The 23601-nt window shown below is 69.6% G+C and carries 29 protein-coding genes; 9 read left to right on the forward strand and 20 right to left on the reverse strand.

Annotation, left to right across the window (positions count from 1 at the left end):
• The first annotated feature begins 70 nt into the window (after nucleotides 1-70).
• Nucleotides 71-1114: a family 2 encapsulin nanocompartment cargo protein polyprenyl transferase gene (locus tag ACN9M0_RS24665; protein ID WP_366040053.1), complete on the forward strand. Its 1044-nt coding sequence runs from the start codon at nucleotides 71-73 to the stop codon at nucleotides 1112-1114.
• Nucleotides 1115-1130: 16 nt separating this feature from the next.
• Here ACN9M0_RS24665 and ACN9M0_RS24670 read toward each other — a convergent pair whose 3' ends face one another.
• Entirely contained in the window at nucleotides 1131-1706 is a 576-nt protein-coding gene (locus ACN9M0_RS24670; RefSeq protein ID WP_366040042.1) for a TetR/AcrR family transcriptional regulator, read from the reverse strand.
• Between the two features lie 120 nt (nucleotides 1707-1826).
• Here ACN9M0_RS24670 and ACN9M0_RS24675 point away from each other — a divergent pair, with 120 nt between their 5' ends.
• The 3 genes from ACN9M0_RS24675 (at nucleotide 1827) to ACN9M0_RS24685 (ending at nucleotide 3196) form a co-directional block, all read left to right on the forward strand.
• The gene (locus tag ACN9M0_RS24675; RefSeq protein WP_366040041.1) at nucleotides 1827-2408 is read left to right on the forward strand and encodes a dihydrofolate reductase family protein; all 582 of its coding nucleotides are present in this window, start codon (nucleotides 1827-1829) and stop codon (nucleotides 2406-2408) included.
• Nucleotides 2409-2494: 86 nt separating this feature from the next.
• Nucleotides 2495-2734, forward strand: coding sequence for a hypothetical protein (locus ACN9M0_RS24680; protein WP_366040040.1), 240 nt, complete (start codon nucleotides 2495-2497; stop codon nucleotides 2732-2734).
• Between the two features lie 42 nt (nucleotides 2735-2776).
• On the forward strand, nucleotides 2777-3196 hold the full coding sequence (locus ACN9M0_RS24685) for a DUF6304 family protein (RefSeq protein ID WP_366040039.1): 420 nt from the start codon (nucleotides 2777-2779) through the stop codon (nucleotides 3194-3196).
• Nucleotides 3197-3330: 134 nt separating this feature from the next.
• Here the strand turns inward: ACN9M0_RS24685 and snpA are convergent, their stop codons facing one another.
• The gene (gene snpA, locus ACN9M0_RS24690; RefSeq protein WP_366040038.1) at nucleotides 3331-3975 is read right to left on the reverse strand and encodes a snapalysin; all 645 of its coding nucleotides are present in this window, start codon (nucleotides 3973-3975) and stop codon (nucleotides 3331-3333) included.
• 188 nt (nucleotides 3976-4163) lie between these two features.
• Here snpA and ACN9M0_RS24695 point away from each other — a divergent pair, with 188 nt between their 5' ends.
• The 5 genes from ACN9M0_RS24695 to ACN9M0_RS24715 all read left to right on the forward strand — a co-directional run bounded on the left by ACN9M0_RS24695 (nucleotide 4164) and on the right by ACN9M0_RS24715 (nucleotide 7552).
• A complete protein-coding gene (locus tag ACN9M0_RS24695; protein WP_426404203.1) occupies nucleotides 4164-5132 on the forward strand; it encodes a LysR family transcriptional regulator in 969 nt (322 codons plus the stop codon).
• A complete protein-coding gene (locus tag ACN9M0_RS24700; protein WP_366040036.1) occupies nucleotides 5129-5614 on the forward strand; it encodes a GNAT family N-acetyltransferase in 486 nt (161 codons plus the stop codon). The genes ACN9M0_RS24695 and ACN9M0_RS24700 overlap by 4 nt, the downstream gene beginning before the upstream one ends.
• Nucleotides 5615-5906: 292 nt before the next feature.
• A complete protein-coding gene (locus ACN9M0_RS24705; protein ID WP_426404204.1) occupies nucleotides 5907-6359 on the forward strand; it encodes a hypothetical protein in 453 nt (150 codons plus the stop codon).
• Nucleotides 6360-6470: 111 nt separating this feature from the next.
• A complete protein-coding gene (locus ACN9M0_RS24710; RefSeq protein WP_426404205.1) occupies nucleotides 6471-6710 on the forward strand; it encodes a DUF7660 family protein in 240 nt (79 codons plus the stop codon).
• A 581-nt stretch (nucleotides 6711-7291) separates the two neighbouring features.
• Nucleotides 7292-7552 (forward strand): helix-turn-helix domain-containing protein, encoded by a 261-nt coding sequence (locus ACN9M0_RS24715; protein ID WP_426405323.1) that lies wholly within the window; start codon nucleotides 7292-7294, stop codon nucleotides 7550-7552.
• 88 nt (nucleotides 7553-7640) lie between these two features.
• Here ACN9M0_RS24715 and ACN9M0_RS24720 read toward each other — a convergent pair whose 3' ends face one another.
• From ACN9M0_RS24720 to ACN9M0_RS24805, 18 genes are all read right to left on the reverse strand, one after another.
• On the reverse strand, nucleotides 7641-7820 hold the full coding sequence (locus tag ACN9M0_RS24720; RefSeq protein WP_426404206.1) for a hypothetical protein: 180 nt from the start codon (nucleotides 7818-7820) through the stop codon (nucleotides 7641-7643).
• Complete coding sequence (locus tag ACN9M0_RS24725) at nucleotides 7817-7978, reverse strand: hypothetical protein (protein ID WP_426404207.1); 162 nt, start codon at nucleotides 7976-7978, stop codon at nucleotides 7817-7819. The genes ACN9M0_RS24720 and ACN9M0_RS24725 overlap by 4 nt, the downstream gene beginning before the upstream one ends.
• A gap of 315 nt (nucleotides 7979-8293) precedes the next feature.
• A complete protein-coding gene (locus tag ACN9M0_RS24730; protein ID WP_426404208.1) occupies nucleotides 8294-9508 on the reverse strand; it encodes a helix-turn-helix domain-containing protein in 1215 nt (404 codons plus the stop codon).
• 769 nt (nucleotides 9509-10277) lie between these two features.
• The gene (locus tag ACN9M0_RS24735) at nucleotides 10278-10574 is read right to left on the reverse strand and encodes a hypothetical protein (RefSeq protein ID WP_426404209.1); all 297 of its coding nucleotides are present in this window, start codon (nucleotides 10572-10574) and stop codon (nucleotides 10278-10280) included.
• Between the two features lie 14 nt (nucleotides 10575-10588).
• On the reverse strand, nucleotides 10589-10816 hold the full coding sequence (locus ACN9M0_RS24740) for a holin (RefSeq protein WP_426404210.1): 228 nt from the start codon (nucleotides 10814-10816) through the stop codon (nucleotides 10589-10591).
• 12 nt (nucleotides 10817-10828) lie between these two features.
• Nucleotides 10829-11611, reverse strand: a complete 783-nt coding sequence (locus ACN9M0_RS24745) for a peptidoglycan recognition protein family protein (protein WP_426404211.1) — start codon at nucleotides 11609-11611, stop codon at nucleotides 10829-10831.
• Nucleotides 11612-11674: 63 nt separating this feature from the next.
• Nucleotides 11675-12175 carry a hypothetical protein gene (locus tag ACN9M0_RS24750; RefSeq protein ID WP_426404212.1) on the reverse strand — a complete coding sequence of 167 codons (501 nt, stop codon included), beginning with the start codon at nucleotides 12173-12175 and terminating at the stop codon, nucleotides 11675-11677.
• A 3-nt stretch (nucleotides 12176-12178) separates the two neighbouring features.
• On the reverse strand, nucleotides 12179-12574 hold the full coding sequence (locus ACN9M0_RS24755) for a hypothetical protein (RefSeq protein ID WP_426404213.1): 396 nt from the start codon (nucleotides 12572-12574) through the stop codon (nucleotides 12179-12181).
• A gap of 10 nt (nucleotides 12575-12584) precedes the next feature.
• Nucleotides 12585-14930 (reverse strand): hypothetical protein, encoded by a 2346-nt coding sequence (locus tag ACN9M0_RS24760; protein ID WP_426404214.1) that lies wholly within the window; start codon nucleotides 14928-14930, stop codon nucleotides 12585-12587.
• A complete protein-coding gene (locus ACN9M0_RS24765; protein WP_426404215.1) occupies nucleotides 14927-18670 on the reverse strand; it encodes a hypothetical protein in 3744 nt (1247 codons plus the stop codon). The genes ACN9M0_RS24760 and ACN9M0_RS24765 overlap by 4 nt, the downstream gene beginning before the upstream one ends.
• An 82-nt stretch (nucleotides 18671-18752) precedes the next feature.
• The gene (locus ACN9M0_RS24770; RefSeq protein ID WP_426404216.1) at nucleotides 18753-19283 is read right to left on the reverse strand and encodes a hypothetical protein; all 531 of its coding nucleotides are present in this window, start codon (nucleotides 19281-19283) and stop codon (nucleotides 18753-18755) included.
• Nucleotides 19284-19292: 9 nt separating this feature from the next.
• Entirely contained in the window at nucleotides 19293-19817 is a 525-nt protein-coding gene (locus ACN9M0_RS24775; RefSeq protein WP_426404217.1) for a hypothetical protein, read from the reverse strand.
• A gap of 12 nt (nucleotides 19818-19829) precedes the next feature.
• Nucleotides 19830-20816: a phage tail tube protein gene (locus tag ACN9M0_RS24780; protein WP_426404218.1), complete on the reverse strand. Its 987-nt coding sequence runs from the start codon at nucleotides 20814-20816 to the stop codon at nucleotides 19830-19832.
• 2 nt (nucleotides 20817-20818) lie between these two features.
• The gene (locus tag ACN9M0_RS24785) at nucleotides 20819-21010 is read right to left on the reverse strand and encodes a hypothetical protein (RefSeq protein WP_426404219.1); all 192 of its coding nucleotides are present in this window, start codon (nucleotides 21008-21010) and stop codon (nucleotides 20819-20821) included.
• 26 nt (nucleotides 21011-21036) lie between these two features.
• The gene (locus ACN9M0_RS24790) at nucleotides 21037-21504 is read right to left on the reverse strand and encodes a hypothetical protein (RefSeq protein WP_426404220.1); all 468 of its coding nucleotides are present in this window, start codon (nucleotides 21502-21504) and stop codon (nucleotides 21037-21039) included.
• Entirely contained in the window at nucleotides 21504-22055 is a 552-nt protein-coding gene (locus ACN9M0_RS24795; protein ID WP_426404221.1) for a hypothetical protein, read from the reverse strand. Before ACN9M0_RS24795 ends, ACN9M0_RS24790 begins: the two co-directional genes overlap by 1 nt.
• Nucleotides 22056-22061: 6 nt before the next feature.
• Nucleotides 22062-22298 carry a hypothetical protein gene (locus ACN9M0_RS24800; protein WP_426404222.1) on the reverse strand — a complete coding sequence of 79 codons (237 nt, stop codon included), beginning with the start codon at nucleotides 22296-22298 and terminating at the stop codon, nucleotides 22062-22064.
• 64 nt (nucleotides 22299-22362) lie between these two features.
• Nucleotides 22363-23601: a phage major capsid protein gene (locus ACN9M0_RS24805; RefSeq protein WP_426404223.1), complete on the reverse strand. Its 1239-nt coding sequence runs from the start codon at nucleotides 23599-23601 to the stop codon at nucleotides 22363-22365.

The following is a 23601-nucleotide window of genomic DNA, read 5'->3' on the forward strand; positions in this document are numbered from 1 at the left end:
GCGAAGGGCCGCCGTGGCCGATCGCCGCGGCCGACCCGCCGCGCAGGATGCGAAGGAAACGACCGTGACCATGACCAGCGCGGATGCCGGCACCGACGGCCAGGGGGCAGTGACCCTCCTGGACCGGACGCGCACCGCCGTCGATCCCCAACTGCGCTCGACCGTCGAGTCCCTGCCGGGCTCCATACGACGGGTGGCGATGTACCACTTCGGCTGGGAGCGCGCCGACGGCACCCCGGACGCCGGGCAGCAGGGCAAGGCGATCCGGCCCGCCCTGGTCCTCGCGGCGGCCCGCGCCCTCGGCGCCGACGAGACCCGGGCCGTGAAGGCCGCGGCGGCGGTGGAGCTCGCGCACAACTTCACCCTGCTCCACGACGACATCGTCGATGAGGACCCCACCCGGCGGCACCGACCCACCGCCTGGACCGTCTTCGGCATCCCCGACGCCCTCATGGCCGGTGACGCGATGAGCGCCTTGGCCCTGCGGCTGCTCGCCGAGGACCCGCACCCGGCGTCCGCGGCGGCCTCCGCGCGTCTCGCCGCCTGCATCATCGAGCTCTGCGCCGGCCAGCAGGCGGACTGCGCCTTCGAGCAGCGCGACCCGCGCGAGGTCTCCCTCGACGAGTGTCTGGCCATGGCCACCGCCAAGACCGGCGCCCTGCTCGGCTGCGCCTGCGCCCTCGGCGCGCTCTACGCGGGCGCGGGGGAGGAGGAGGTCGCGGCGATGGACGCCTTCGGCCGGGAGGCGGGCCTCGCCTTCCAGCTGATCGACGACCTCATCGGCATCTGGGGCGACCCGGAGCGCACGGGCAAGCCGGCCGGCGCCGACCTCGTCGCCCACAAGAAGTCGCTGCCCGTGGTGGCGGCGCTCACCTCGGGCACCCCCGCCGGCGCGGAGCTGGCCGCGCTGTACGCCCGCCCGGCCCTCGACGCGGAGGCCGTACGGGCGGCGGCGGACGCCGTCGAGCGGGCCGGCGGACGCGACTGGGCACAGGCCCAGGCGGCCGAGCGCATGGGCCGGGCCGTCGAACACCTGGCCCAGGCGGTCCCGGATCTGGCGGCGGCGGAGGATCTGCTCGCCCTCGCGGAGTTCGTCACCCGGCGTACGCGCTGATCCACGGGGCGGGTGCTCAGGCCTCGGGGACGATCCGGGAGACGACGGTCTCGATCATGTCGTCCAGGTCCCGGTCGCCGAGGAGCCCCGGGACGGTGAAGTGGTCGAGGAGCAGTCCGGTGAGGGCGACGTAGAGCACCCGGACGGTGTCCGCGTCCCCCGGCATGCCGGAGTCGAGGTGCAGCCGGATGTTCAGGTCGAGGTCCGCCCGGAGCACCTCGGTGAACCGCTTCTGCAGCCCCGGGCGGCGCGCGGCCTCCAGGCGCAGTTCGAAGAGGCCCAGGTAGCAGGTGCGCTCGGCCGTCATCCGCCGGGCGAGCCAGCGCATCAGCTCGACGACCAGGGCGCGGCTGGGCGCCGGCAGCAGCGCGGCGTCGATGGCTCCGGGCTCCGGGGTCAGCCGTACGAAGATCCGGTCGGCGACCTGGGAGAGCAGCTGGTCCCGGTCGCTGAAGTAGTTGGAGGAGGTGCCCGTGGGGACCCCCGCCCGGGCGTCGACCGCCCGGAAGGTCAGCCCACGGGCACCCTCGTCCGCCAGGACCTCGATCGCGGCGTCGAGCAGGGCCGTACGGCGTTCCGGGTTTCTCGCCACGTCGGGCTCCTTCGAGAAGAGGTCTTGCGCGAAAAGGGCCTTGCGCAACCACTACAGATGAAGCACTATAGCTGTCGTGGTTGCGTCCGCAGCCCACTTCCCCGGACGAAGAGGACCGGTTTGCGCAAGCTCACCTACTACATCGCCTGCACCATCGACGGCTTCATCGGTGACCCCGAGGGCGATGCCAGCTCCATGTTCGCGTACTCGCAGGGGCCGTACATGGCCTGGATGGGCACCGAATACCCGGAGACCATTCCGACGCAGGGCCGGGAGATGCTCGGCATCGACGGCGACAACAAGCACTTCGACACGGTGATCCAGGGACTGGGGTCGTACCGGCTCGCGCTGGACATCGGCGTCACCAGCCCCTACAGCCACCTGCGCGAGTTCGTCGCCACCCGCTCGCTCACCGAGTCGCCCCACCCCGACGTCGAGCTGATCGCCGACGACCTCGTCGGCCGCGTCCGCGAGCTCAAGGCCGAGGACGGCCCCCTGGACGTCTGGCTCTGCGGCGGCTCCACCATCGCGGGCGAGCTCATCGAGGAGATCGACGAGCTGATCATCAAGACCTACCCGCAGGTCTACGGCACCGGCATGCCGATGTTCGGCGCCGGCTTCGAGCCCCGCGACTTCGAACTGGGCGGCGTCCGCGTCTTCGACAACGGCGTGATCGTCCGCACGTACACCAGGAAGCGGTAGGTCCCGTCTTCCGCCTCAGGCCGGGCTCGCGGGGCCGCCCCCGGCGGCGGGAAGCGCTCGCGTGCGGGGCGACCTACCCTGGATGCATGGGTGACGAGGCGTCTCGCACGACACGGGACCCCCTGGCCGAGCGCCACTGCCCGGCCTGCGGCGAACCGCTCGGCATGGTGGCCACCCGGCACAAGGTCCTCGGGGCCTGGGTGCCGGAGTGGGAGGCGCGGCCCTGCGGCAACCCGGAATGCCCGCTCTACGAGGGGGCGGAAGCCGCTACCACGCACGTGACCGGCAAGAACGGCGAGATCGGGAGAAGTCCGGCCCCGGGGTGACCGGGCGCGCGGCGGAGCCGGTCATACCGCTACAGTCCGCGCATGTCATCGGAGTCGACAGAAGTCTGGACCGGCTGGTACCGGGACCGCAGCGGCGCGGAAGCGATCGTCATCACGGCCGACGGGCGGCGCGTCGCCACCCGGATCAGGGGGATCGAGTACGCGGGCGAGGGCTTCGCCGCGCTCGGTGCCGCCGACGAGGGCGGGAGCGCCCTCACGGGCTGTGTCCTGGAATGGGACCTGCCGCTCCCCGTCGTCGTGGACGGCGTCGCCCAGCCGGCCACGCTGGCCTGCCTGCTGACGCTCGGTGAACGCGCCGACCTCAGCCTCACTTTGCACTACGGCGGCGCCGCCTTCGAGTCCTGCGTCGCCGGGGGTGACTTCGAGGGAGCCCTGGAGCGGGTACGGCGCCAGCTGCCGCCCGGTGCGGACTTCGGCCGCCGGCTCCTCCAGGCGGCCTGAGCCGAGACGCGCCGACGGCGGCGCCCCGGGGAGGGGGCGCCGCCGCCGTCGTCGTACGGGACCGCGTGGCCGTCGTACGGGGGGCCGCGTGGGGCGTCGTACAGGGCCGTGTGGCCGTCGTACGCGACCGCGGGTCAGTTCTTGAACGCGGAGGCGAGGCCGTAACGCCACAGCTGGTCGACGCGGGACCTCTCCTGCGCGTTCGGCTGGGCGTTCTGGCAGGACGTGCCGGGGCCGCCGCCCGACATCAACTCGCTGCACGGGCCGCTGTAGTGGTCCGGGAGCCCGAGGACGTGCCCGGTCTCGTGGGCGGTGACCCGGGTCGAGTTGTACTGCTGGTTCTGCTGGTAGTCGAGGAAGATGTAGCCGCTGCCGTGGCCGTCGGTGCTGGCGTACGAGCCACGGGAGTCGTTGCCCTCGTAGTACGCGAAGTCAGGGTTGCTGCCCTCGACGAGACGGACGTTCACCACCGAGCTGTTCCATATCTGAGCCGAGCGGGAGATCTGCGTGCGGAAGCTCGGCGCGTTGGCGGTGCTGTAGACGACGGTGACGGCGGTCGCGCCCGGGGTGGCGGCCCGCTTCTTCGCCACCGACTTCACGACGGCGTCGAAGAAGGCCTGGTTGGCCTTGGCCTCCTCGGCGGAACCGGCGTACGCCACGGCGGCGTTGCCGGCGGTGACCGTGCCGACCGCCGCCGCCGGGGCCGTACCGAGGGAGGCGGCGAGGCCGAGGCCGAGGGCGGCGGTCAGTACGGAGGTGAGGACCTTGGGGTGACGCATGGGGGGCTCCTCCTGTTGGGGTTTCGGGGAGAGTCTCGGGGGAGCCGGGCCGCGCCGGGATGATGTCAACCGCCGATAACCTCACCGCATCACCGAGGCGCATCAACCCTCAACTCCCTTGGAATCAAAGGTGATTGAGGGGTTCCGGGCGTCTGGTGCGACTCCGGTGACCGCCCTACCCTCGGGGCATGGAGCTGGAGGTGAGACACCTGCGCGCGCTCTGCGCCATCGCGGACACGGGCAGCCTGCACAAGGCCGCCCGTCAACTGGGCATGAGCCAGCCCTCGTTGACCACCCAGCTGCGCCGGATCGAGAACTCCCTCGGCGCCGAACTCTTCTCCCGCGGCCGCACCGGCTGCCGCCCCACCCCGCTCGGCCGATCCCTGCTCAGCCGGGCCCGCCCCCTGGTCGCCGACATGGCCGCGCTCGTCACCGAGACCCGTGCCGCGGTCGCCCGCGCCGACGGACCCGGACTCCGCGTCGGCTCCACCGCGAGCCGGGCGCTGCCGGGCTGGCTGCGCCGCCTCCGACAGCGGCTGCCCGGCACGGACGTCGGCCTCCGGGTGGACGTCTCCGCCAACGCCCTGCTGCGCACGGTCGCCACCGGGCAGCTCGACGTGGCCTTCGTCCACGAGGTGGAGGGCTGTCCGCTGAGGGTGCCCGAGGGCCTCACGGGCCGGGTCCTGGTCGCCCGCGAACCGCAGTTCATCTCCATGGCCCGCGACCACCCGGCCGCCGGGCGCCCCGTCGTGGACCTCGCCGACCTCGCCGCCGACCACTGGATGGTCGACCCGACCGTCGACGGCGAATGGGACGGTCTCCGACGGGTCCTCGGCGCCGCCGGAATCGACCCGCCCCTGCTGCACGGCGACTACCACACGGCCGCCTCGCTCATCGTCCTCGGCGAGGCCGTCGCCCCCTGCCAGCCCACGTCGGGCCCGCGCGAGGACATGGCCATCAGGCCGCTGCGCGGCGACCCGCTGGGCGTCCGGCTGCTGCTGTACGCGCGCCCGGGAGCGCCGCTCGACGCGCTGTACGCCGAACTCGCGGCGGCCTACCGGGAGGTGGCCCTGCGGGCGGCCCCGTACCGCGAGTGGCTCCGCCGGCAGGGCACGACGGCCACGCTGCCGGTGGGACCGTGCATGATGACCGCATGACCGAACGCGAGGAAGCCCCCGGCCGGGCAGAGGTACGCCACGCACGCCCCGAGGACCTGCCCCGGGTCGTCGAACTCATCGCCGAGCACGCCGTGTACGAGAAGGCCGCGGCCCCGGCACCCGGCCTGGCGGACCGCCTCGGCGGCCTCCTCTTCGGCCCCGAACCGCCCCGCCTCCGCTGCTTCGTCGCGGCCCTCCCCGACGGCACCCTCGCGGGCTACGCCACCTGCGCTCCGGAGATGTCCACCTGGGACGGCACCGAGTACCTCCACATGGACTGCCTCTACCTCACGGAGACCTCCCGCGGCCACGGCCTGGGCCCCCTCCTGATGACGGCGATCCGCACCGAGGCCCGCACCCTGGGCCTCCCGGAACTCCAGTGGCAGACCCCCGCCTGGAACGAGAGCGCGATCCGCTTCTACGACCGCCTGGGCGCCACGTCGAAGGAGAAGCGCCGCTACACACTTCCGACGGAGCAGTAGGAACAGGACCGGCGCGCGGCGGAGTCCCTGCTCCAAGGGGCTGCCGTGCTCCGCGTTCCGGACGACGATGTGCCGGTCGGGGGACGGGGAACTGGCCAGAGTTCTGGTGCCTTTCCGGGGTCTTCGAGAAATCGCGCGAAATCGGTGACGACGTCACTGGAAGCAGAAGCAGAAGCAGAAGCAGAAGCAGAAGCAGAAGCAGAAGCAGAAGCAGAAGCAGAAGCAGAAGCAGAAGCAGAAGCTGACGCGAATGCGGTTGCCGAGTCAGGTGCCGGTCAGGAACGATCCCACCATGTCCACCGAAGTCGCCGGGATGATCGAGTGCCGCCCGGGCGCCCGTCTCTGGGGCCCCGACGACGAGGACTCCGTCTGGTGGACCGCCATCGACCTCTTCCTCCTCAACAACGGCAACGCGTATGACGCCCTCGCCTGCCTCTTCGGCATCCGAAACCACGTCGGCTTCCGCCCCCTGGCCGAAGGACGGGGCTTTCCGGCTGACGCGTCCGAGGCCCTGCGAACCGAGTACGCCACCTACGGCGGCTCTCCTGATGTCCACGGCACGACGTGGGTCACCTGGTCCGAACTCGCCGCCGCCGACTGGAACGAGACGGACAGCTCCGGCACCCGAAGCCGCGACAGCGTGGCGGGGAACGATACCGACTGGGGCCCGGTCTGGACCGTGATGCGAACGCTCGGCGAGCTCCACGGCGCGGACCAGGTGCGGCTCGTCGTCTGGTTCCACTGAGGGGACGTTGCCTGAGGGCGGCGGTTCTCGCTCAGGCAGGCGCAGCCGGCTCTGGCGTTGATCTTCTGATGGCCCTGGATCCTGCGCGATCACACTGGGTACGTTGGCGTGATGTCGTTCGAACCGCGCAGCCGTGAAGAGCTGGTCACCTTCCTGCAGGACCTGCACCAGGAGTTCCGTGCCCGCGGCCGCGAATGGGAGAACAACACCCTGGACGACTTCCTCGAGGCGCTCGCCGCATGGGTGCACGACTCCCCGGGCGCGTACCGCCACGCAGGAGAAGACATCCCGCCGGACGGGGACTGGACCTTCATGGCCCGAGCCCTCCATGCAGCCACCAGTTACGAGTAGAGCGGCGCTCAGCGCCCACATCCGCGCGTCACAAGATCACTGACTGGCCGGAATCGCACGTGTCCACGGGGACGCAGGCCGTGGGCCTCGGGGTGCCGAACGCGCTCGCCGCTCTCTTGCGGCGTCGGCCGTGAGCGCGCCGGCCATCGCTGTGGCCGGGAAAGACGACCGCACCCGGGCCGTCATGGACGCCGTGTTCGGCGGCCTGCGGACCGGGTGCGGACAGCTGGGCGGTACGGCCTGCGAAAGCGCAGGTCGGGCCGCCTAGAGGGAGATCAGGCCTTCTTCGTCTCCCAGAAGATGCGGTCGATCAGTCGGGTGGCTTCGCCGCCAGGATGCTGACCTGCTGATATGGCGCTGACCTGCGTCTTAGCGGTGCGCGTATCTAGCAGTATCTAGCAGGAGTTTGCAGTCTTGCGCATCCACTCCTCATGATCATCTCCCATGGAATCTCCCACACCTCCCAGCCCGAGTGGCAGGCACAACGAAGACCGCCCGCCCGCCGGGGGTGCTCGGCGAACGGGCGGCCGTTTTCGGGGTCCCGTATCAAGATCACGAAAAGCGTCACAGCTGACGCTGACATGGGATCATGCAGGTCACAGCGTTGTCGAGTGCCTCACGAACAACCGCAATGGGTCCATGACCAACGCCGAGTCTTAGGTCGGCGCATCCGTGACCTGCGGATACACCGAGGTCACACCCAGGAAGATGTCGTGGAGATGACCGATATCGACCGCAGGACGTTCCAGCGAATCGAGGCCGGCGAGAGCGACCCCAGATACGGCGACCTGCTGCGGATCGCCCGCGCCCTCGACGTTCCCCTCGCAGAGTTGGTGCGGTAGCCCCGGCCGGCCATGGGGGATGGATACCGGCCGGGGCCGTCTGTGCCTGCTCGCCCGTGGTCCGCCGAGAACACGGACGAGCAGGAGCTCAGAGGTGGCTCAGGCGCCGTTGGAGGGGAGAGTGACCGGTCTCCCGCGTCTCGGCGACTATGCAGTCCGTGGCGGTTTTGTGCCAGTACGCCGTGGGGCGGGCGCCGCTTGCCGATTCGGGGGCGATCTCCTCGGCCTCGCCGACGATGAGGTGCCCGCAGTACGCGCAGTGCTTCACCGGGCCACCTCCTTCCCGTGGCAGGGGCAGTCGCAGCGCTTCGCGGGGATCACGAGCACCGCGCCAGGAGTGCCGGCCGCGACCCGGTTCTCACCGAGGACGTGGACCCCGCCGGTCTTGCACGACACGTGCAGGGCGAGCTGGCACTCGGGCAGCATGACCCTGGCTTCCTTCGTCACCGCGGTGCCCCAGCCGGCTGCTCGTCAGTGAACACGTACAGCGTCGGCACCTTGCGATCGGCGGCGCATGCCTGGTGGGCGTAGACATGGTCGCCGCCCTCCTCGTCGCTGCGGGCGCGGACGCAAGCGTCAGCGTCGGGCTCAGGGCAGTACGTGCAGTGGCGGCGGCTGCGTGGCTGCCGGGCCGGGCCCGCCATTGGTAACGTCACGAGGCGCTCCTCCCTCAAGGTCATCTGCTGACCTCAAGGTAAGAGCGCCCCAGGAACGCGAGGGGTACGAAAGTACCCCCTTGTCTCAGGCGGCCAACAGGCCGACCTTCACGGCCAGTCGGGAGGCCCGCTCGCGGCGGCCGGCGGCACGTGCTGAGCACTCCTCCAGGATCAGCGCCTTGGCGTAGCCGTTGTACCGGATGGTCTCCGGCGCCGACTCGTGCGCCTTCTCCAGTGTGGCGATCGCGACATCAGGCTGATTGTCGAGCTGGTAGCCGCGGGCCTCCTCAATCCGGTGCCGGGCCCGCCGCGGCCGAGACGGAATCGTCGTGGCGTCCGCCCGGACTGCCTGCCGTACAGACTCACCGCCGGCGTGCAGCTCTACCGCCACCGTCACGGCATGGGCGCCCATGATGGCCTGCGAGAACGACGTCACAGGGTGGAAGTAGTCGGCGGGCAGCGCCTTCGCCATCTTCCGAGCCTTACTCCAGTGCCCCCACGCCGTGCCCTTGCTGCCCCGGCGGGCCGCGGTGTACCCAGCTTCGAACTCCAGGGCGCCAGCGATCGCCAGGACGCGATCGTCGGCGTCCGGCAGCAGCGGTGCCAGGTACTCCAGCGCTTGCATGGTGACAGCGTCCGCGGCGTCGTAGTGACCCGGGCCGGAGTCGCGGTGTGCTTGGGCCATGAGCCATGCCGAGACGCCGATGGCGTGCGGATCCGCGGACTGGGCGGCGGCCACCATGCTGCGCTCGGCGACCCGCCACAGCAGCGACGGGTCAGGCTGGTAGGCCAGGAAGAACTGCGACAGCGAGTAGGTCTCGCTCAGCACCGCCTGCGCGGCGCGCCAGTCGGCCTGGGTCTCAGCGTGCTGCACGGCCAGGTGGGCATCCCGGATGAGGCCCGGCAGCAGGCCGCCCACGATCTCCCGGTGGTTTGGTGCAGAGTGCCGAGACTGCCAAGCCACCGCGAGCCGCGCCGCAAGGTGCTCGGCGCGCGGCGGGGCCGCCGCAGGCGTACCGATCGGCAGGGCATCGACCGCTGCGCGGACGGCGGCAAGACGGGGGTGGCCGGGGCCTTGGAAGAGAGGGGCGTGCATGTCGCTGCGTCCTGTGAGTTCGGAGAGGTCGCGGACCCGGAGCGCTTCCGCGGCCCGCAGTACGGTACTGAGGCCCGGCTCCTCAATCCGCCCGCTCTCGACCCGCTTGACCCACTCGACGGACATGCCGATGAGGCCGGCAAGGACCTCGCGGGTCATCCCGCGGTGCTGGCGCAGGATCTGCAGTCGCGTTCCAAATGTCATCGGGTTGGCGTACGGGTCCGGGGTAGCATCAGGTGACACGGCCTTGCCCCTATCTCTGAACAGACTCGACACCTGCCAGGGTATGGGGCAAGGCCACTGTTATGTGATCCAGAACGCAGAAAGCCGCCCCCTCCGCCCGAAGGCAGAGGGGGCGTCGCTTACTGGTCCTGCTTGTCCCGGCCCTTCAGCGGCGCCGAGGGCACGGTCCTCTGGCAGACGAGGATGTTCGGATCCCCAGCCAGCGGCTGCAGCGTGTACCCGTCGGGGCAGGTCTGCCCATCCGTGCCGTCCTGGCCGGCGGCGCCATCGCGGCCGGGCACCCCCTGTTCACCCTGCGGTCCAGTCGGGCCTGCCGGTCCAGTGGGCCCCGGGGGCCCGGTGGGCCCTGGTGGTCCGGACGCCCCCACGCCGTCCGTACCAGCCACCCCCGGACTCCCCGACGGACCAGGCGGACCCGTCGACCCCGGCGTCCCCGCAGGGCCCGACGGGCCAGGATCGCCCGCCGGACCGGTCGGCCCCGGCGGACCCTCAACCGTCTGACCAGGCTGACCGCGCGACCCGGGAGGGCCGGCGATCGGCTTGCCGCCAAGGTCCTCCACCTGCGCCGCGAGCTGATCCCGCGCGGCGTTCGCTGTCCGCAGCTCCAGCTGCAGCGACCGGACCGCGACGAGGATCCCCGCCAGCACAAGCCCGATCGCCACAGCAGCCACAACCGCGAGCATGTCCCCCCGCCGCCACCGCCGTTCCTCGGCACGCAGCTGGATACGGGTCATGTGCTCGCCCCCTGGATGAGCAGAATGATCACGGGCAAGAGAACCGCGACGAGTGGAATGATGACGGCGCCGATGAGCCAACGGCGGGTTGCAGCAACCTTCTCGGCGTCCTTCTCCCGCACTGTCTCCAGCGCCGCGACACGTGTGGCGAGCGCCTCGTGCCGGAGGTCGTACACCTTCTGGTCGACCTTCTCGTCCATGCGCCGACCGAGTTGCTGGATGTCGTCGCGGACGTCAGCGAGCCGATCCTCCAAGCGTCGGACCATCTCCCCAGGAGTCGGCTCGTCGACCATGTGTGGTGCTCCGATCAGCGCAGGTTGTTCTTGGCGATCCAGCCGACCGTGGTCTTGTCGCCGATCAGGGTGCCGACTGCGGCCTTCACCACGGACAGGGCGGCCGGCACCGACGCGATCGCGGCGGCCTTCACCGCTCCGACGCTGGTCAGGTCGAAGCCGTCAGCGAGGAGCAGGCCGAGGAAGGTGACGGCGTACGTGCCGAGGGTCCGCTCGACGGTGTCGAGGAGGAGACGGTTCATGGGGTGCTCCGTTCAGTCAGCGAGTCGGGCGGCGAGCTTGTCGGCGACGAGCTCGGCCAGGTGGTCGGCCTGCTCGGGGGTGAGGCCAGTGGTCTCCAGGGCATCCACGCGGGCGGCCAGGGCGCGAACGTCGTCACGCGCCTGGCGGGCCAGCGTGTTGGTGTCGCGCTGGTACCAGTACGCGTCGCGAGTTTCGTCCTTGCCCTTGTAGGCCCAGACGTCGACCGGGTCCATGTCGTCCTCCTGCTCGGGGGGTGGGGTGGTGGTGCCGGCCGCGCGGGCGACGATGCCCGGAAACACGACCTCGCGGAACTGCTTGATGCGCGCGGCGCCCGGGCAAGCCGTGCCCGAGACGGCCCACTCGGGGTACAGCGCGTGGTATCCGAAGCCCGGGTCATCCCAGGAACGACAGATCCGCAGGGGGATGCCGTGGGTCTTGTGAGCCCAGACCCCGAGCTTGATCAGCTCCTCGACCTGCGCCGCCGTCCACGGGTCGGTGTGCTCGAGGTTCGACGCGCTCTCGAGAGAGATCGCGCCCGTACCGTCGGCCCGTCGGTTCGCCTGATAGTTGGCGTCCGCCCGGGTCTCCGTACCGATGAACTGACCGAGGTCACCCTCGTACCCGAGGCCGAAGTGGGACTCGAGGTTCGTCGAGTCACGCCAGTACTCGTACACCCGCTTCGCCGTCCACGGCGCCGCGATGCTGTGGAAGATGACCTGCGTCGGACGGATCGCCGGCTGGGCGTCCGACTCCGGCTGCAGCTCGTACCGGGTCGCCCCGGGATACCAGGCCATGGGGCCTCCAGACATGACGAAAGCCCCGGCCGACGGCGCGGGGCGGACAGTGTGAAGCAGGGGTCAGGTGGCCGATTCGTATGTGCCGGTGATCCTGAGCTCGTTGCCGGACGCCCAGGCGAACGGGGTGGTGGCGGCCACGCTGGAGAGGTTGGAGACGGCCGATGACGCGGGGAAGAACGGCGAGGTGCCCGTGGCGGCAGGGCTGATGACGACCTGCCCCGGGAACCGCGAGCCGCCGAGGGCCTGCGCCACACCGATGCGGCTGCCAGACGAGGCCGCGGCCGCGAATGGCAGCGTCAGGGACCAGGCGCCGGAGCCGTAGGTGGTCGTGCTGCCCATGGTGAGGTCGATCTGAAAGTTGACCAGCCGGCCGATCTTCTTCGAGCGGCCGACGATGGTGCCGTTGCCGAGGACCGGGTTGGTGGTGGCTGCGGTCCAGGTCGGGGTGTACGTGACCCAGGCGGCGAGGACGTCGTTCCACTGGTCGCGGATCTCAGCGTTGAGCTCGGCCGCGGTGACAACCTCACCGACGACCCAGGTACGGGGGACTGCGATAGCCACGGGTCAGACCTCCAGGGTGGGGCGTGCGGGGTCGGGCTCGGCCCACCAGTTCCGCTCAGCGACAGGAAGAGCTGCGAGGGACTCCTCGACCGCAGTGACGTCGGCGGGGAAGGTGAGCTGCCACCAGCCGGTGCCGCACTCGACGCACCACATGCGCGGGTCTGTCGGCGTCACGATCTGCGCCGACCCGCAGGTGCAGTCGGCCAGCCACCGGCCGTGGTTGATGCGTGCGTACAGCTGCTGGCCGATGACGAACGCGTCCCCGGTGTGGATCCGTCGCTGCTGGCGGTACTCGTACCAGAGGACGCAGCGCAGTGCCGGCGCCTTGTCGGCCCAGGCGTCGGGGGCGAGGTAGGGCGGGGGGAGGTAGTAGTCCTCCGCGCGGGTGATCAGGCCCATCAGGTGCCTTTCAGTAGCCGAGGCGGGTGGTGGTGCCGAGCACGCTGTACGTGGGGTCGTCGAGGACCCACACGCTGTCGGTGTCCGAGCGGGAGGTGTGGAAGTCCAGGAAGTGCTGCCCCTGGGAGATCCGCTCGGTGTAGCCCTCGACCGTCACGGTGACAGTCGGGGACATAGCCTCTGCGGGCAGGCCGATGACCGTGAGGACCGTGGAGATGTCCGCAGTCAGCAGGGCCCGGTACGTGGCGGTGCTGAGGGTCGAGGCCTCGACCGGCAGCTGCCGCATCTCCGGCTGCGGGTCGGCGTACCGGATGACCATCCACGTGGCCGCGTCGATGACTTCCGAGTCGGACGTCTTGAGGACATCGAGCTGATCCTCGTAGATGCCGTACAGGCCGATCGACTCGGCGTCTTGGATCCGCTGCGTCGCGCCGCCGGGCCGGGACGCTGTCACCAAGTTCACGAGCTTCTGGTCATCGTCGGAGAACTCAACGCCGCCTGTCTCCAGGTCGGCGTAGGACAGCGTCACAGCCGACACAGGGTTGTAGCGGACGGTCCGACCCTGGAAGACGAGCCACGCTGACCCGCGGTCGGCGAAGAGCTTGCCGGACTCGGTGCGCTCGATGTCCCGCATGTGAGCCAGCGGCGACGACCCCAACGTGCCCTGCGAGGCGACGTTGGAGAAGGTGCCCTGCGGGGTCACCCCCGGGATCCTGGCGTACCCGGCAAGACGGTACATCCGGATCCACGCCTGCTCGCCAGCGAAGCCGTTCAGGCCAGCGGTGTAGTGCTCGACGATCTCACTGATCGCGGGGAAGCCGCCGTTGCGGACGTAAGCGGCGACGTGGCTGATGGAGCCGACCCACAGGTTGCTGCCAAGCTCGTTGGCCCCGACGTTGAGGACGACCCGGTCTTGCCACGTGGTGGTTCCGGCGGCGTACTGGATGCCGTCGACCCACACATCGTGGCCGGCCTCGTCCCATACGAGATGGTGCGCGCCGCCGTCCGCGAGGTTCGGGGTGGCGATCGTGTGCGTCGTCGTGCCCAGCGAGGAGTACTCGATGACCTGCAACTTTCCGGTGCCGCTCTCCAGCTGGAACCGGATGCCCGCGTCGAACGCTGCGGGAGCGCCCGACGTCCAGGCCATCAGGGCCCGGCCCGACGTGGACGTGGAGAACCACGTCTCGAACACCTGGTCGCCGGGGATTGCGGGCCCCGTCGCGCCACTGGAGGTGAGCATCGGCGAGATAGAGCACTGCAGGAACTTCCCGGCCGTCGCCGATGCCGGGGTGAAGATGGGCGCTGGCAGGTCGTCCGAGGGGGCGCCCGTGCCGGCCCCGAAGGTGAGCGTGCCGCCGACCCCCGTCTGCTGGATCGTCATCGACGGCCGGCCGTACCCGGACTGATCGCCCGCTGTCGACGACGATTCGGGCTCGGACAGCGGGTAGTAGAGCCTGGCCTCGTCGCCCTGGATCTCCTCGACCAGCATCGGCCCCAGCGCGGGTCTCCGGCTCGGCCACTTCAGCATGTCCGACGCGGTGATCCGTACCGTGGACTGGAGTCCGGACCAGCCCATGGGCCAGGACGTCACCATGCCGAAGTACCGGGCGTGATGGGTCGCGGCCGTCGACGACCACGTCGTGGGCGAAGAGCCCTGCTCGACCTGTGCCTCGTCCATCCACACGAAGTCGCCGACGACCGGGGAGGTGGTGTTCGTTGTGATCCGCAGGATGTGCGAGGCGGCGGTCGTTGTCCACGTCACGCTGATCCGCTGGAAGGCGCCGGTCACGTTGGACGCCGTGCCGATGGTGGTGCCGTCGATGTCGAGCCGCACTGCCGGGTCACCGGCCGGTACCCACACGTACACCGACGCCGTGTACTGGACGCCGATCGTGAGCCCGTACAGGGGGCACTGCATCACGCCGCCGGTCCCGCTGTTCGTCCATCCGATCTTGAAGCCGTAGGTTCCGGACCGGACATGCGTGGTGTCGATCGTGGCCGAGTCCGGAGCCAGCCCCGGTGCCGCGTCCCACCCGTTGTCGGCGACTTCGAACCCGGGCTGGGCGAGATAGTTGATCCCGCCCAACACGGTCGTGATCACCCTGATCGGAGCGTTGCGGCGCACGTTCGGGTAGTACGGCGACGCCGAGTTTCCCGCGGTGAACCGGCCGTCGCTGTTGTCCAGGTCCAGCGACAGCGTTCCAGTCTGGGTGTCGGCCAACTCGTCCTCCGCCCCGCGGGTGATGGCGATCTCGTCGCCATCACCCAGCGCCACGTACCGCGTGATGTCCGTCCACGCGATACCCGACGCGATCGGGGAGTACCCGAAGCCGCACTGCACAGTGACTCTGGTCAAAGCCCGAGCCCTCCTCCGCCGTTGGTGCGGTCCAGCTTCACCAGGACCCGCTGCAGCTGCTTAGCCGTCGACACCGGATCGATCGCGCCCTGGACCGTGATGTAGATGGGGGACCCACCACCGGCAGACGCCCCGGCGGCGCGGCCGGGCATGGGCCGGATCCCAGCCATGCGCCCGGCCACAGCGTCGACTGCGCGGCCGACGGCCGGCAGCGACGCGAGGGTGCCGCCGCTCAGGCCCTGGCCGAAGTTGACGCCGATGGCGTGGGCCACCCGGCTCGGGCTCTTGATGCCGAGGGCCTTCTTGATGGCCTTCTCCATCGCCTTCGCCAGCTTGTACATCTGGTCGACGACGGCCTTCTCCTGGGACTGGAGCCCCTTCACGAGGCCCCGAGCGGAGTTGACGCCGGCGTCGTACATGGTTCCCGCAGCCCGCTTGCCGAGGGTGTCGGACTCCTTGTCGATCTGGGACTGGAGACTGTTCACGGCCTTGAGGTCAGCGTTGGACATGCCGACCAACGCAGACGCGTAGGCGTAGCCCTCCTCCGGTCCCATCGCGAGGACCTCCCGCAGGAGGTTCTTGTTGATGCCGCGCTTCGTCAGCACGCCGATCCAGCGGGTGAACTGCCGAAGCCTGCTGAGCTTCTGCCCCAGGCCCTGCTTGATCGAGCTGGCGGTGACCTGCTTCGGCTCCAGGCCCAGGCTGGACAGGCCCGACGCCGACCGTGCCGAGGACCGGATGTCGGCCGCGTACCGGTCCCGCTCCTCGATCCTGGACTTCAGGAGAGCCTGCGCGCTCCCGAGCCGGGTCCGCAGCGCGTCCCGCTTGCTGGCCAGGGCCTGGAGCTTGGCGTGCTCGCGGTTGACCATCTTGACCAGGCCGCTGTCGACGTTGGTCTTCTGGCCTTCCCACGCCTTCCAGATGTCCTTGACCAGATCCATGGCGACAGCCTTGATCTGCGCCTTCGTCCCCGTCAGGCCGACGATCATTCCTCGGCCGGTGTCCTTGGCCAGGGCGATCATCTTCTTGCTGGGGCTGGCGATCTGGAGTTCGGCCCGGACACCGGCCTCCACGCCAGCAGCCATGCCGCGCGCCGCCTGCTCGACGCCGGACCGGGACTGGAGCATCCCAGCCATCAGGCCGGCGCCCACGTCCTGCCCGGCGCCGACCTGCCGCACCATGCCCATCGACGTCTGATGGTCGTAGACGTGAGCGCCACCCCGCCCGAAGCGGACGAGCTCAGGGCCGTTCTCGCCGACCCAAGCAACCTCGCCCGGACGAGGGTCACCACCGCCCGCGAAGCCACCGATCGACTTGGTGAAGTCGGACGCGCCGCTGTGCTGGGTCCGATAGGTGACCATCACCGACGCGGTTGCCACTGTGCCGTCGATCGCGTTCAGTTCGCCACGCGCCTTGGCCAGCTGCGCCTGCAGCTGGGCGATGTTTGCCCGGACCTGCGCTTTCCTGGAGTCCGGCACCTTCCCCAGCTGCGCCTTCGCGCTGTTGAGCTTGGCCTGCAGGTCCTCCATGTTGCCCCGGATCTGGGCAGTCTTGTCGGGCGTCCGCAGGATCTGATCGGCAAGCCGCTTGGCAGCTGTCTCGCTGAGTCCCATCTGCTGGGCAGACGCAATGAGCGCGGTCCGGCCCCGGTCATAGATCCCGTTGACCGTGGACCACGACGCCCCGGACTCGCGCGCGGCTGCCGTGGCCTCGTCGGTCTTCGCCGCGAGATCACTCAGTGCAGTTGCGGCGGCCCGTCCCTTCTCGGACGACAGGTTGTAGGTGTTGGCGTTCGTACCCCAGACACCGGCGTTCTTCTTCGCCGCCTCGGTCGTCGCATCCAGCGCCGCCTCGAACGCGACCATCCCGCCCAGCCCGGCGCGGTTCACATCGTTGAGAGCCTGAAGTGACTGCCTCAAGCCGTCCGCGCTCAGCTTCTGCGCGTCCAACTTCTGCTTCGTCGCCAACGCCTGCTGACCAAACAGGCCCATGCTCTGAGCAGCGAGATCCTGCTCGAACTTGGCATCGTCCAGAGCCGACTGGTAGTCATCCAGCTTGCTCGTGAACTCGGACGCGTCCCGCCCACTCTTGGCATACCCGGCAGCCAGACGCTGTACCGCGCCCGCCGCCAGGTCCGCCTGCCCGTTCGACACCAGGCTGGCGAGAGACTTGTCGATGGCGTCGATGTTCTCCTTCGCCTGCTTGACCGGCGTCGAGTCCCAGGTACCCAGGCCGCCCAGCGTGACGACGAACTGCTGGATGTTGTCCGCTGTGCTCGGGTCCGTCAGCGAACGGACCTTGTCATGCAGGCCACTCAAGTCATCGCCGAAGGCGCGTGCTGCCTCACCCGAGGCAAAGCCATTCCTGCCCAGCTGCGCCAGCGACGTCGTCAGCTTGTCAACGTCCGGCGGCGCCTGCTCCGACGTCGCCGCCAGCTCCGACAGCGCAATCACCAGCAGGCCAATACCCGATCCGATCAGCGCGGTCTTCGTCGCCCGCGACATCGCACTGAAGGACGCCGACAGCGCGGCCAGACGACCCGGAGCCGCAGACGCAGAAGCCTGCATAAGCGTGATCTGCGCCGCGAACGCAGCCACCGACGCCCGTCCTGCCGCAAGTCCTGCTGCCGCAATCCGAACTGCCTTGATTGCAATCGCCATCTGCAGAAGGTTCGTGATCGCGCCTGGCGGCACAGCAGCCACCAGGTGACTCAGCGCCTGCACCACCGCCAGCATGCCAACGCCCACATCACTGCCAGCCTGCAGCAGGTTCAGCAGAGCGCGGCCGAGGTCCTTCAGCGTCGCAGACACCGCAGGGCCCTGCGCACGGGCCCACTCCATGAACTCGGCAACACCGCCCGACAGCCGACCGTTACTCGCCTCCCGGAACAGGTGAATCAGCCCGTCCGTGGCACGCTTCAGCGCCCCAGACGACCAGCGGTCCACCTTCTGCATGAACGCATCGAAGCCGGGACTGGCCACCTGGCCACCAGCCACCGTGAACAGGCGGTCCAGCTGAGCAGCCGCGGTCTTCACCGTCGGCGTCAACTTCGGGAAAATGCCCTGTATGACGCCCAGGCCCTTGATCAGCGGCGCGGTGGTGTCCTTCGCAAGGCTGTCAGCCCACTGCTTGTACTCGTCCTTGAACACGGACAGCGCGGCCGCCGCCTGCCGCGTCTCGGGCGGCAGCTTCGCCATCACCTTGGCATAGGCCACCTGGGCCTTGACAGCCTCCTCCGACGTCCGGCCGTTCTTCTCAACCGCGTCGGTGTACTTCGTCTCAGCCTGCGACGCCTCCGCCATTGCCGCGATCTGCCGGCCTGCGGCGAGCGCCAGCGCGGCCATGCCCACACCCGCGGCTGCGGTGGCCGATGCCACCGGTGCCAGAGCCGCCGCCATGGGCAGCGCGGCCGGCGTGAGCGCCAGCCACGACCACTTCAGCTCCTTGCCGAGACGCCGCGCCTCGTCGGCGGCCCGCGACCAATCCGCAAGCGGCCGCCGCGCACCCTCGGTCTGATGGCCCATGAGTGCCGCAGCGTCCGCCACAGACACGAACCGACCCTCAAGGTCATGCAGGCGGCCGTCGGCATCCTGGGTGAGGGTGAGGATGGCCTGCCCGGACCCGTCGGACGCATCCTCCATCTGGCGCCGGAGACGCTCCGCGGAGTCCCCTGCGTGGCCGAGAACCCGCGACAGGTGATCCCGGCCCTCCAGCGTGAACGTCAGCCGCTCCGACGCCATCACTCACCTCCGGTCTGCTGCTGCGCTAGGTGCTGGTCCAGCCACACCACGTACCGCTCGAAGTCGTCGACGAGGAGCTCGTCTACGACTGGGGCAGGGATGTGGAGGAGGTGGGCGAAGAGTCCGAGGTACTCGGTGCGGTCGGCGTCGATTCCTCGGTCGGCCCGCTCGGGACCTCGGTTTCGGCGCTGCTGGCCGCCGGGTCTTTTGGGGCCGCGGCAAGCCGGAGGATCAACTCCCGCGCGAACTCGGCGTCGACCGCGGCATCCACGATCGGCTGCATCACGATCAGCGCCTGCTCCGGCGTCGCAGTGTCGTCAAGGGCGGCCATCGCTTCGGTGACCCAGCTCTCGACCTCGGTCTTGTCGAGGCGCACAGCCAGCTCGTCCGCCACCGGGTTGAAGTCGGCCAGCCGCAGCGCCGGCTCCGTCCGCTTCTTGATGACCCAAGCCACGGCCTGCATGGCCTCGGGGTCATCGTCGGCCAGCCGCTCCTTGACCTGCTTCCAGGTCGCGTCCATGGTGCGGGAGATGATCGACGCCTCGTTGACCCGCACAGTACGGATGTCGAACTGCTCGACCTCCCCGCCGGCGGGGGTGTGGACGATGAGCACAGGGTTCTCCTAGGTGATGGTGCGGCGTACGTCGCTGAGGACCTTCTCGACCTCGGCGCGCATCCGGGGTTGGTGACGCTGGACGGTCTTGTCCCACCACATGGGGGTGGTCCACTGGTTCACCCAGCCGCCACGGCCCTTGTTGCCGAAGGTGGGGTGGCGGATCCGCCCGTTGGACTTGTTCATGCCTTCGGGCATGAACTTCAGGTCGGAAGGCAGCGCGGATCGGTCGACCCAGACGCGGGCGCCCGGGTTGGCTCCGGTGCGGACGGACAGCCGGACAGCCTCAGCGATCGTCGCCCGCAGTGGCCGAGTCGTAGGGGACTTTCCCCCTCGCGACCCGGCCCTGCGCGGCTCAGCGTCGATCGGCAGCGTCCGAATGGTCTGCCGCATGTCGTTGTGCAGCGGCTCAGCAGCCCGCCGGATCCGGCGAGTGAAGTTGGCCTTCAGGCGGGGGCCGCCGGCCATCTTCAGACGCCGCGACAACTCGATGAGCTGGCCGGTGCCGGTGATCTGTACGTTGCCGACGGCCACGGACCACCTCCGTCACACGGTCGTGTCGGTGCTCATGTACTCGATGGCGACCTGGTTGGTGCCGTCGAATAGCGCGGTGAAGTTGAAGGTGGGCTTGACCACTCCGTAGCCGTCCACGGTCGGCGGCGCATCGTCGACCTTCACGGCGGGCAGCTTGATCCGGAACGTCTCGAAGTAGGTCGACGCGATGAGCGGGCCGACGAACTCGACGACGAGGCTGGTCGCACCGTCCGACGTGTGCAGGTCGTCGACCGTGGTCGCGACGTAGTCCATCTCCAGCGACCCAGTCACCTTGACGAGGTCGTTGGAGATCGGCTGAGCCTTCAGGGCGGACTGGTTCGCGTAGAACCTGCCGACGTCCTGCGGGCGCTCGATCTTCACGCTGACCTTGCGGACGCCATCGAGGGCCGTCTCCGTGCCGAAGGTGCCGGACTTGACCGCCAGCTGCCCGAAGTGGAAGGGGCTCATGTTGCTGTAGCTCGCGGCTGCCAGGGTCTGCGTCTCGTCGCAGTCCTTCCCGTCGAACTCGAAACTGGAGGTCAGCATGCCGCCGACCTCGCAGCTGAACTCAGCCGAGGTGACCTTGCAGCCGAGCATGGTCTTGTCGGTGACCGTGCCGGTCGTCAGCGGCACACCCTTCTGGATCGTCAGCGACTTGCCCCAGGTGTCGGCCAGGGTGTGCGTCTGCAGGTAGGCCGTGGTGACGGCCTGCTGCACCGGGGTCACCGTGGTGCCCATGAGCGCCTGGAGGAGGACACCCATGCCCTTGTTGGTGACCTCCAGCTCCAGCGAGCCGGACACCTCCTTCTGCGTCACCACACGCCGCGACGACAGCGCCATCAGCCGCCCCGCCGCAATGCCGGAGCTCTGGGCCGTCGTCTTCTTGAGGACCAGCGATTCCTTCGTGAACTCGATGAACCGCGTCGGTGCCACGAACGTTCCGTAGGTGACCTCCGACGCGATACCGATCTGCGCGCCGAGACCGGATCCGATCGCCATGGTCAGGCCTCCTTCTTCGTGCTGGTCTTCTTCGCGGCACCCGGTTCCTCAACCGGCTCCCACGTCGTGGTCTGGCAGACGTAGCCCTCGAACCGCTCGTCCGGTACCTCGACGAGCTGATCGGGCTGGATCTCACGGCCACCGAGCTCCGGCACGGTGACCGGCTCCGGGCCGATGAAGCGCACACGCGCCATCGCAGTACTCCTTCAGGAAGGGGGGATCAGATGCGGGCGAAGCAGGCCACGCCGAAGTTGAGGCCCGCGCGGGTCCCCTCCGACTTGCTCTGGTCCAGGTCGCCCGTGGTGATGTGAGCCCACAGCACCGAGCCGTTCAGGGTGGGAGCCTCGGGAAACGCATTCGACGCTCGGAGCTCGGTCTCGACGACGCCAACGATCTCGAAGACCCGGTCACGCCGGGCAGCCATGTCCTTGTCGCCACTGCGGCTCTCCGCGTAGCAGTTGATGACGAAAGCCTCGTCCCTGGTGCGGGCGCCGGCTGCGTTGAAGTCCTGCTGCAGGTTCACAGCGGCCTCACTGTTGGGCTGCCAGCCGACGTAGATCCGGTCGGGATCGGTGAGGTTGACCGCGGTCGGGCCGTCCTCGATGTGCACGCTGTCGGCGAGGGACGGCGCCGCGCGCAGGATGTCGAGGAGGGCCGCGACCGCGGCCGGGACCCGGGAAGTCACCATCACGCCACCCCCGGGGGTACTCGGTACGGCTCCAGCAACTGCAGCACCCGGTTCGGGATCGCATAGCCGAAGCCGATGATGGGCTCGTTCACGTCGAAGTCGTCGCCGCCACCCACAGCGCCACGGGCCGCCCCGTACTGCGTACGCCACAGGTGCTGCAGCAGGATCAGGGCGGCCTGCCGGATGGTGGGCGGCACGGTGCCACGGCCGGCTGTGTAGGTCACCGTCCACAAGCCGCCGCAGAACGAGCCGCCGTCGAGCCGGCGAACAACGCCCTTGGCGCCGTCGAGGAACACGGTGCCCGTGCTGATGGCTTCCCCGCCAGTGAGCGCGGGGACGATCGTCGTAAGCGAGACCACGGGAACGCTCGACAGGCACAGGGTGGTCGTCTTGCCCTGGATGACCTCGGACACCGACCGGTTCTCCACCGGCCCCACGAACCGCTCGATCGGGGCGGTCAGCGCGTCGATGTACGCCTGAAGTTCCGTGTCGCTGGTCGTCGTCGTGATGTCGAGCTGGGCCTTGGCCTCAGCGAGTGTCACCAGCGCCATGACCGCCTACCCGCCAGGCTTCCTGGCCTGACCACGGCGCCGGGCCACCACGGCCTTCTCCGTGTCGTCGGCTGGGGTAGCCGACTCCTCGACAGGCACACGCTCGTCGCCCGCGGGCTCGGCCAGCCGGGCGTGAACGAGCTGCGCGGCTTCCTCCTCCGGGAGGTCCACCACGCCGCCCCTGTCCGGCCACTCGACCCCGTCCCGGGTCCCGGACACCTTCACCCTCATCTGCACACGCATCCGCGCGCTCCCTTCACTAGAACGGGGGCGGCCCCGGCAAGAGGGCCGCCCCCGAAGAGACCGACTACGCGGCGTTGCCGATGAAGTGCTTGATCGCACCGGTGGTGTCGACCTGGTCGCCGTCACCGCGCAGGATCGCCCGGTACGTGATCAGGTCGGTGTTGAACGCGAAGTCGTCCGACCGCTCGAACCGCAGGCTTTCGACCTCGCGGACGAAGTACGTCGAGAAGTCGCCGAACATGATCGACTTGGCGCCGAGCGCGACCGCGGGCACGTTCGGGTCGGTGTAGACCGGCTTGCCGAGGATGCGGTCCGGGGCGCCCTCCTGGAGGCCCGGCTGCCACAGGTACTGGCCCGTCGAGTCCTTGAGCTTCCGGATCGCGGCCACCGTGGCGTCCCGCATCATCCAGCCGCACGAGTTGGACTGCCGGTACGGGGCGATCACCGAGTAGAACAGGTCGATCAGGTCGTCGCCGGACGGTGCGCCGGCCACGGACGCCGAGCCGGTCTTGCCGAGCGTCGACGCGGTCAGGACACCGTTGGGCTTGGAGGAGCCGTCACCGGTGACCAGGTGCGCGCCGAACCCGTTGCCGAGCGCACGACCGGCCTGCATGGCCAGGTAGCCGAGCAGGTCCACGCCGGTGTCGTTGGCGAGCTCGTGCGACACCTGCAGGAGGAACCCGTACTTGTACGCGTCGAGGGACACCTGCCCGAACGTCGGGTCGTTCGCGGTCAGCGTGCCGGCCTCGGCCACGATGCCCGCGGACGCGGAGTGCGCCGTGGTCTTCGGGATCTGGAGCTGCTCGCCGGTCGCGGTGCGCAACACGGTCGGGCCGGCAGCCAGAACGCCGCTGGTCTCGATCATGTGCTGGACGAGCTGGTTGTAGAACGAGATCGGCACGGTGTTCGCGCCGGCCCCGGCCGACAGCTTGGACAGGGTGCGCTGGTCCAGCGGGATCCGCTGATCCGGCGTGATGTCGATGGAGCGGCCGGAGACGCCGGTCAGCCAGTCGCGGACCCGCTTGGTCTCCTGCTCGACAGCGCTGCCCCGGGCCTCGGGCGCCGGCTCCTTGTCGAGCAGGGCACGGAACGCCTCGCCGGCGTCCTTCGTGCGCTGCTCGGCGGCCGCCATGTCCTTGGCGCGCGCGTCGATGGCGTCGAGGTCGCCGTTGAGACGCTGGTAGGTCTGCTCCTCCTCGGCGGACAGCTCGCGCTTCTCCGCCTCCGCGGTGTCGAGCAGGGCCTTGGCCTGCTCCCACACGCCGGCACGGCGCTCCTGCAGCCGCTTGATGTACTCGCTCAC

The organism is Streptomyces sp. R-07, assembly GCF_049913175.1.
Taxonomy (GTDB): domain Bacteria; phylum Actinomycetota; class Actinomycetes; order Streptomycetales; family Streptomycetaceae; genus Streptomyces.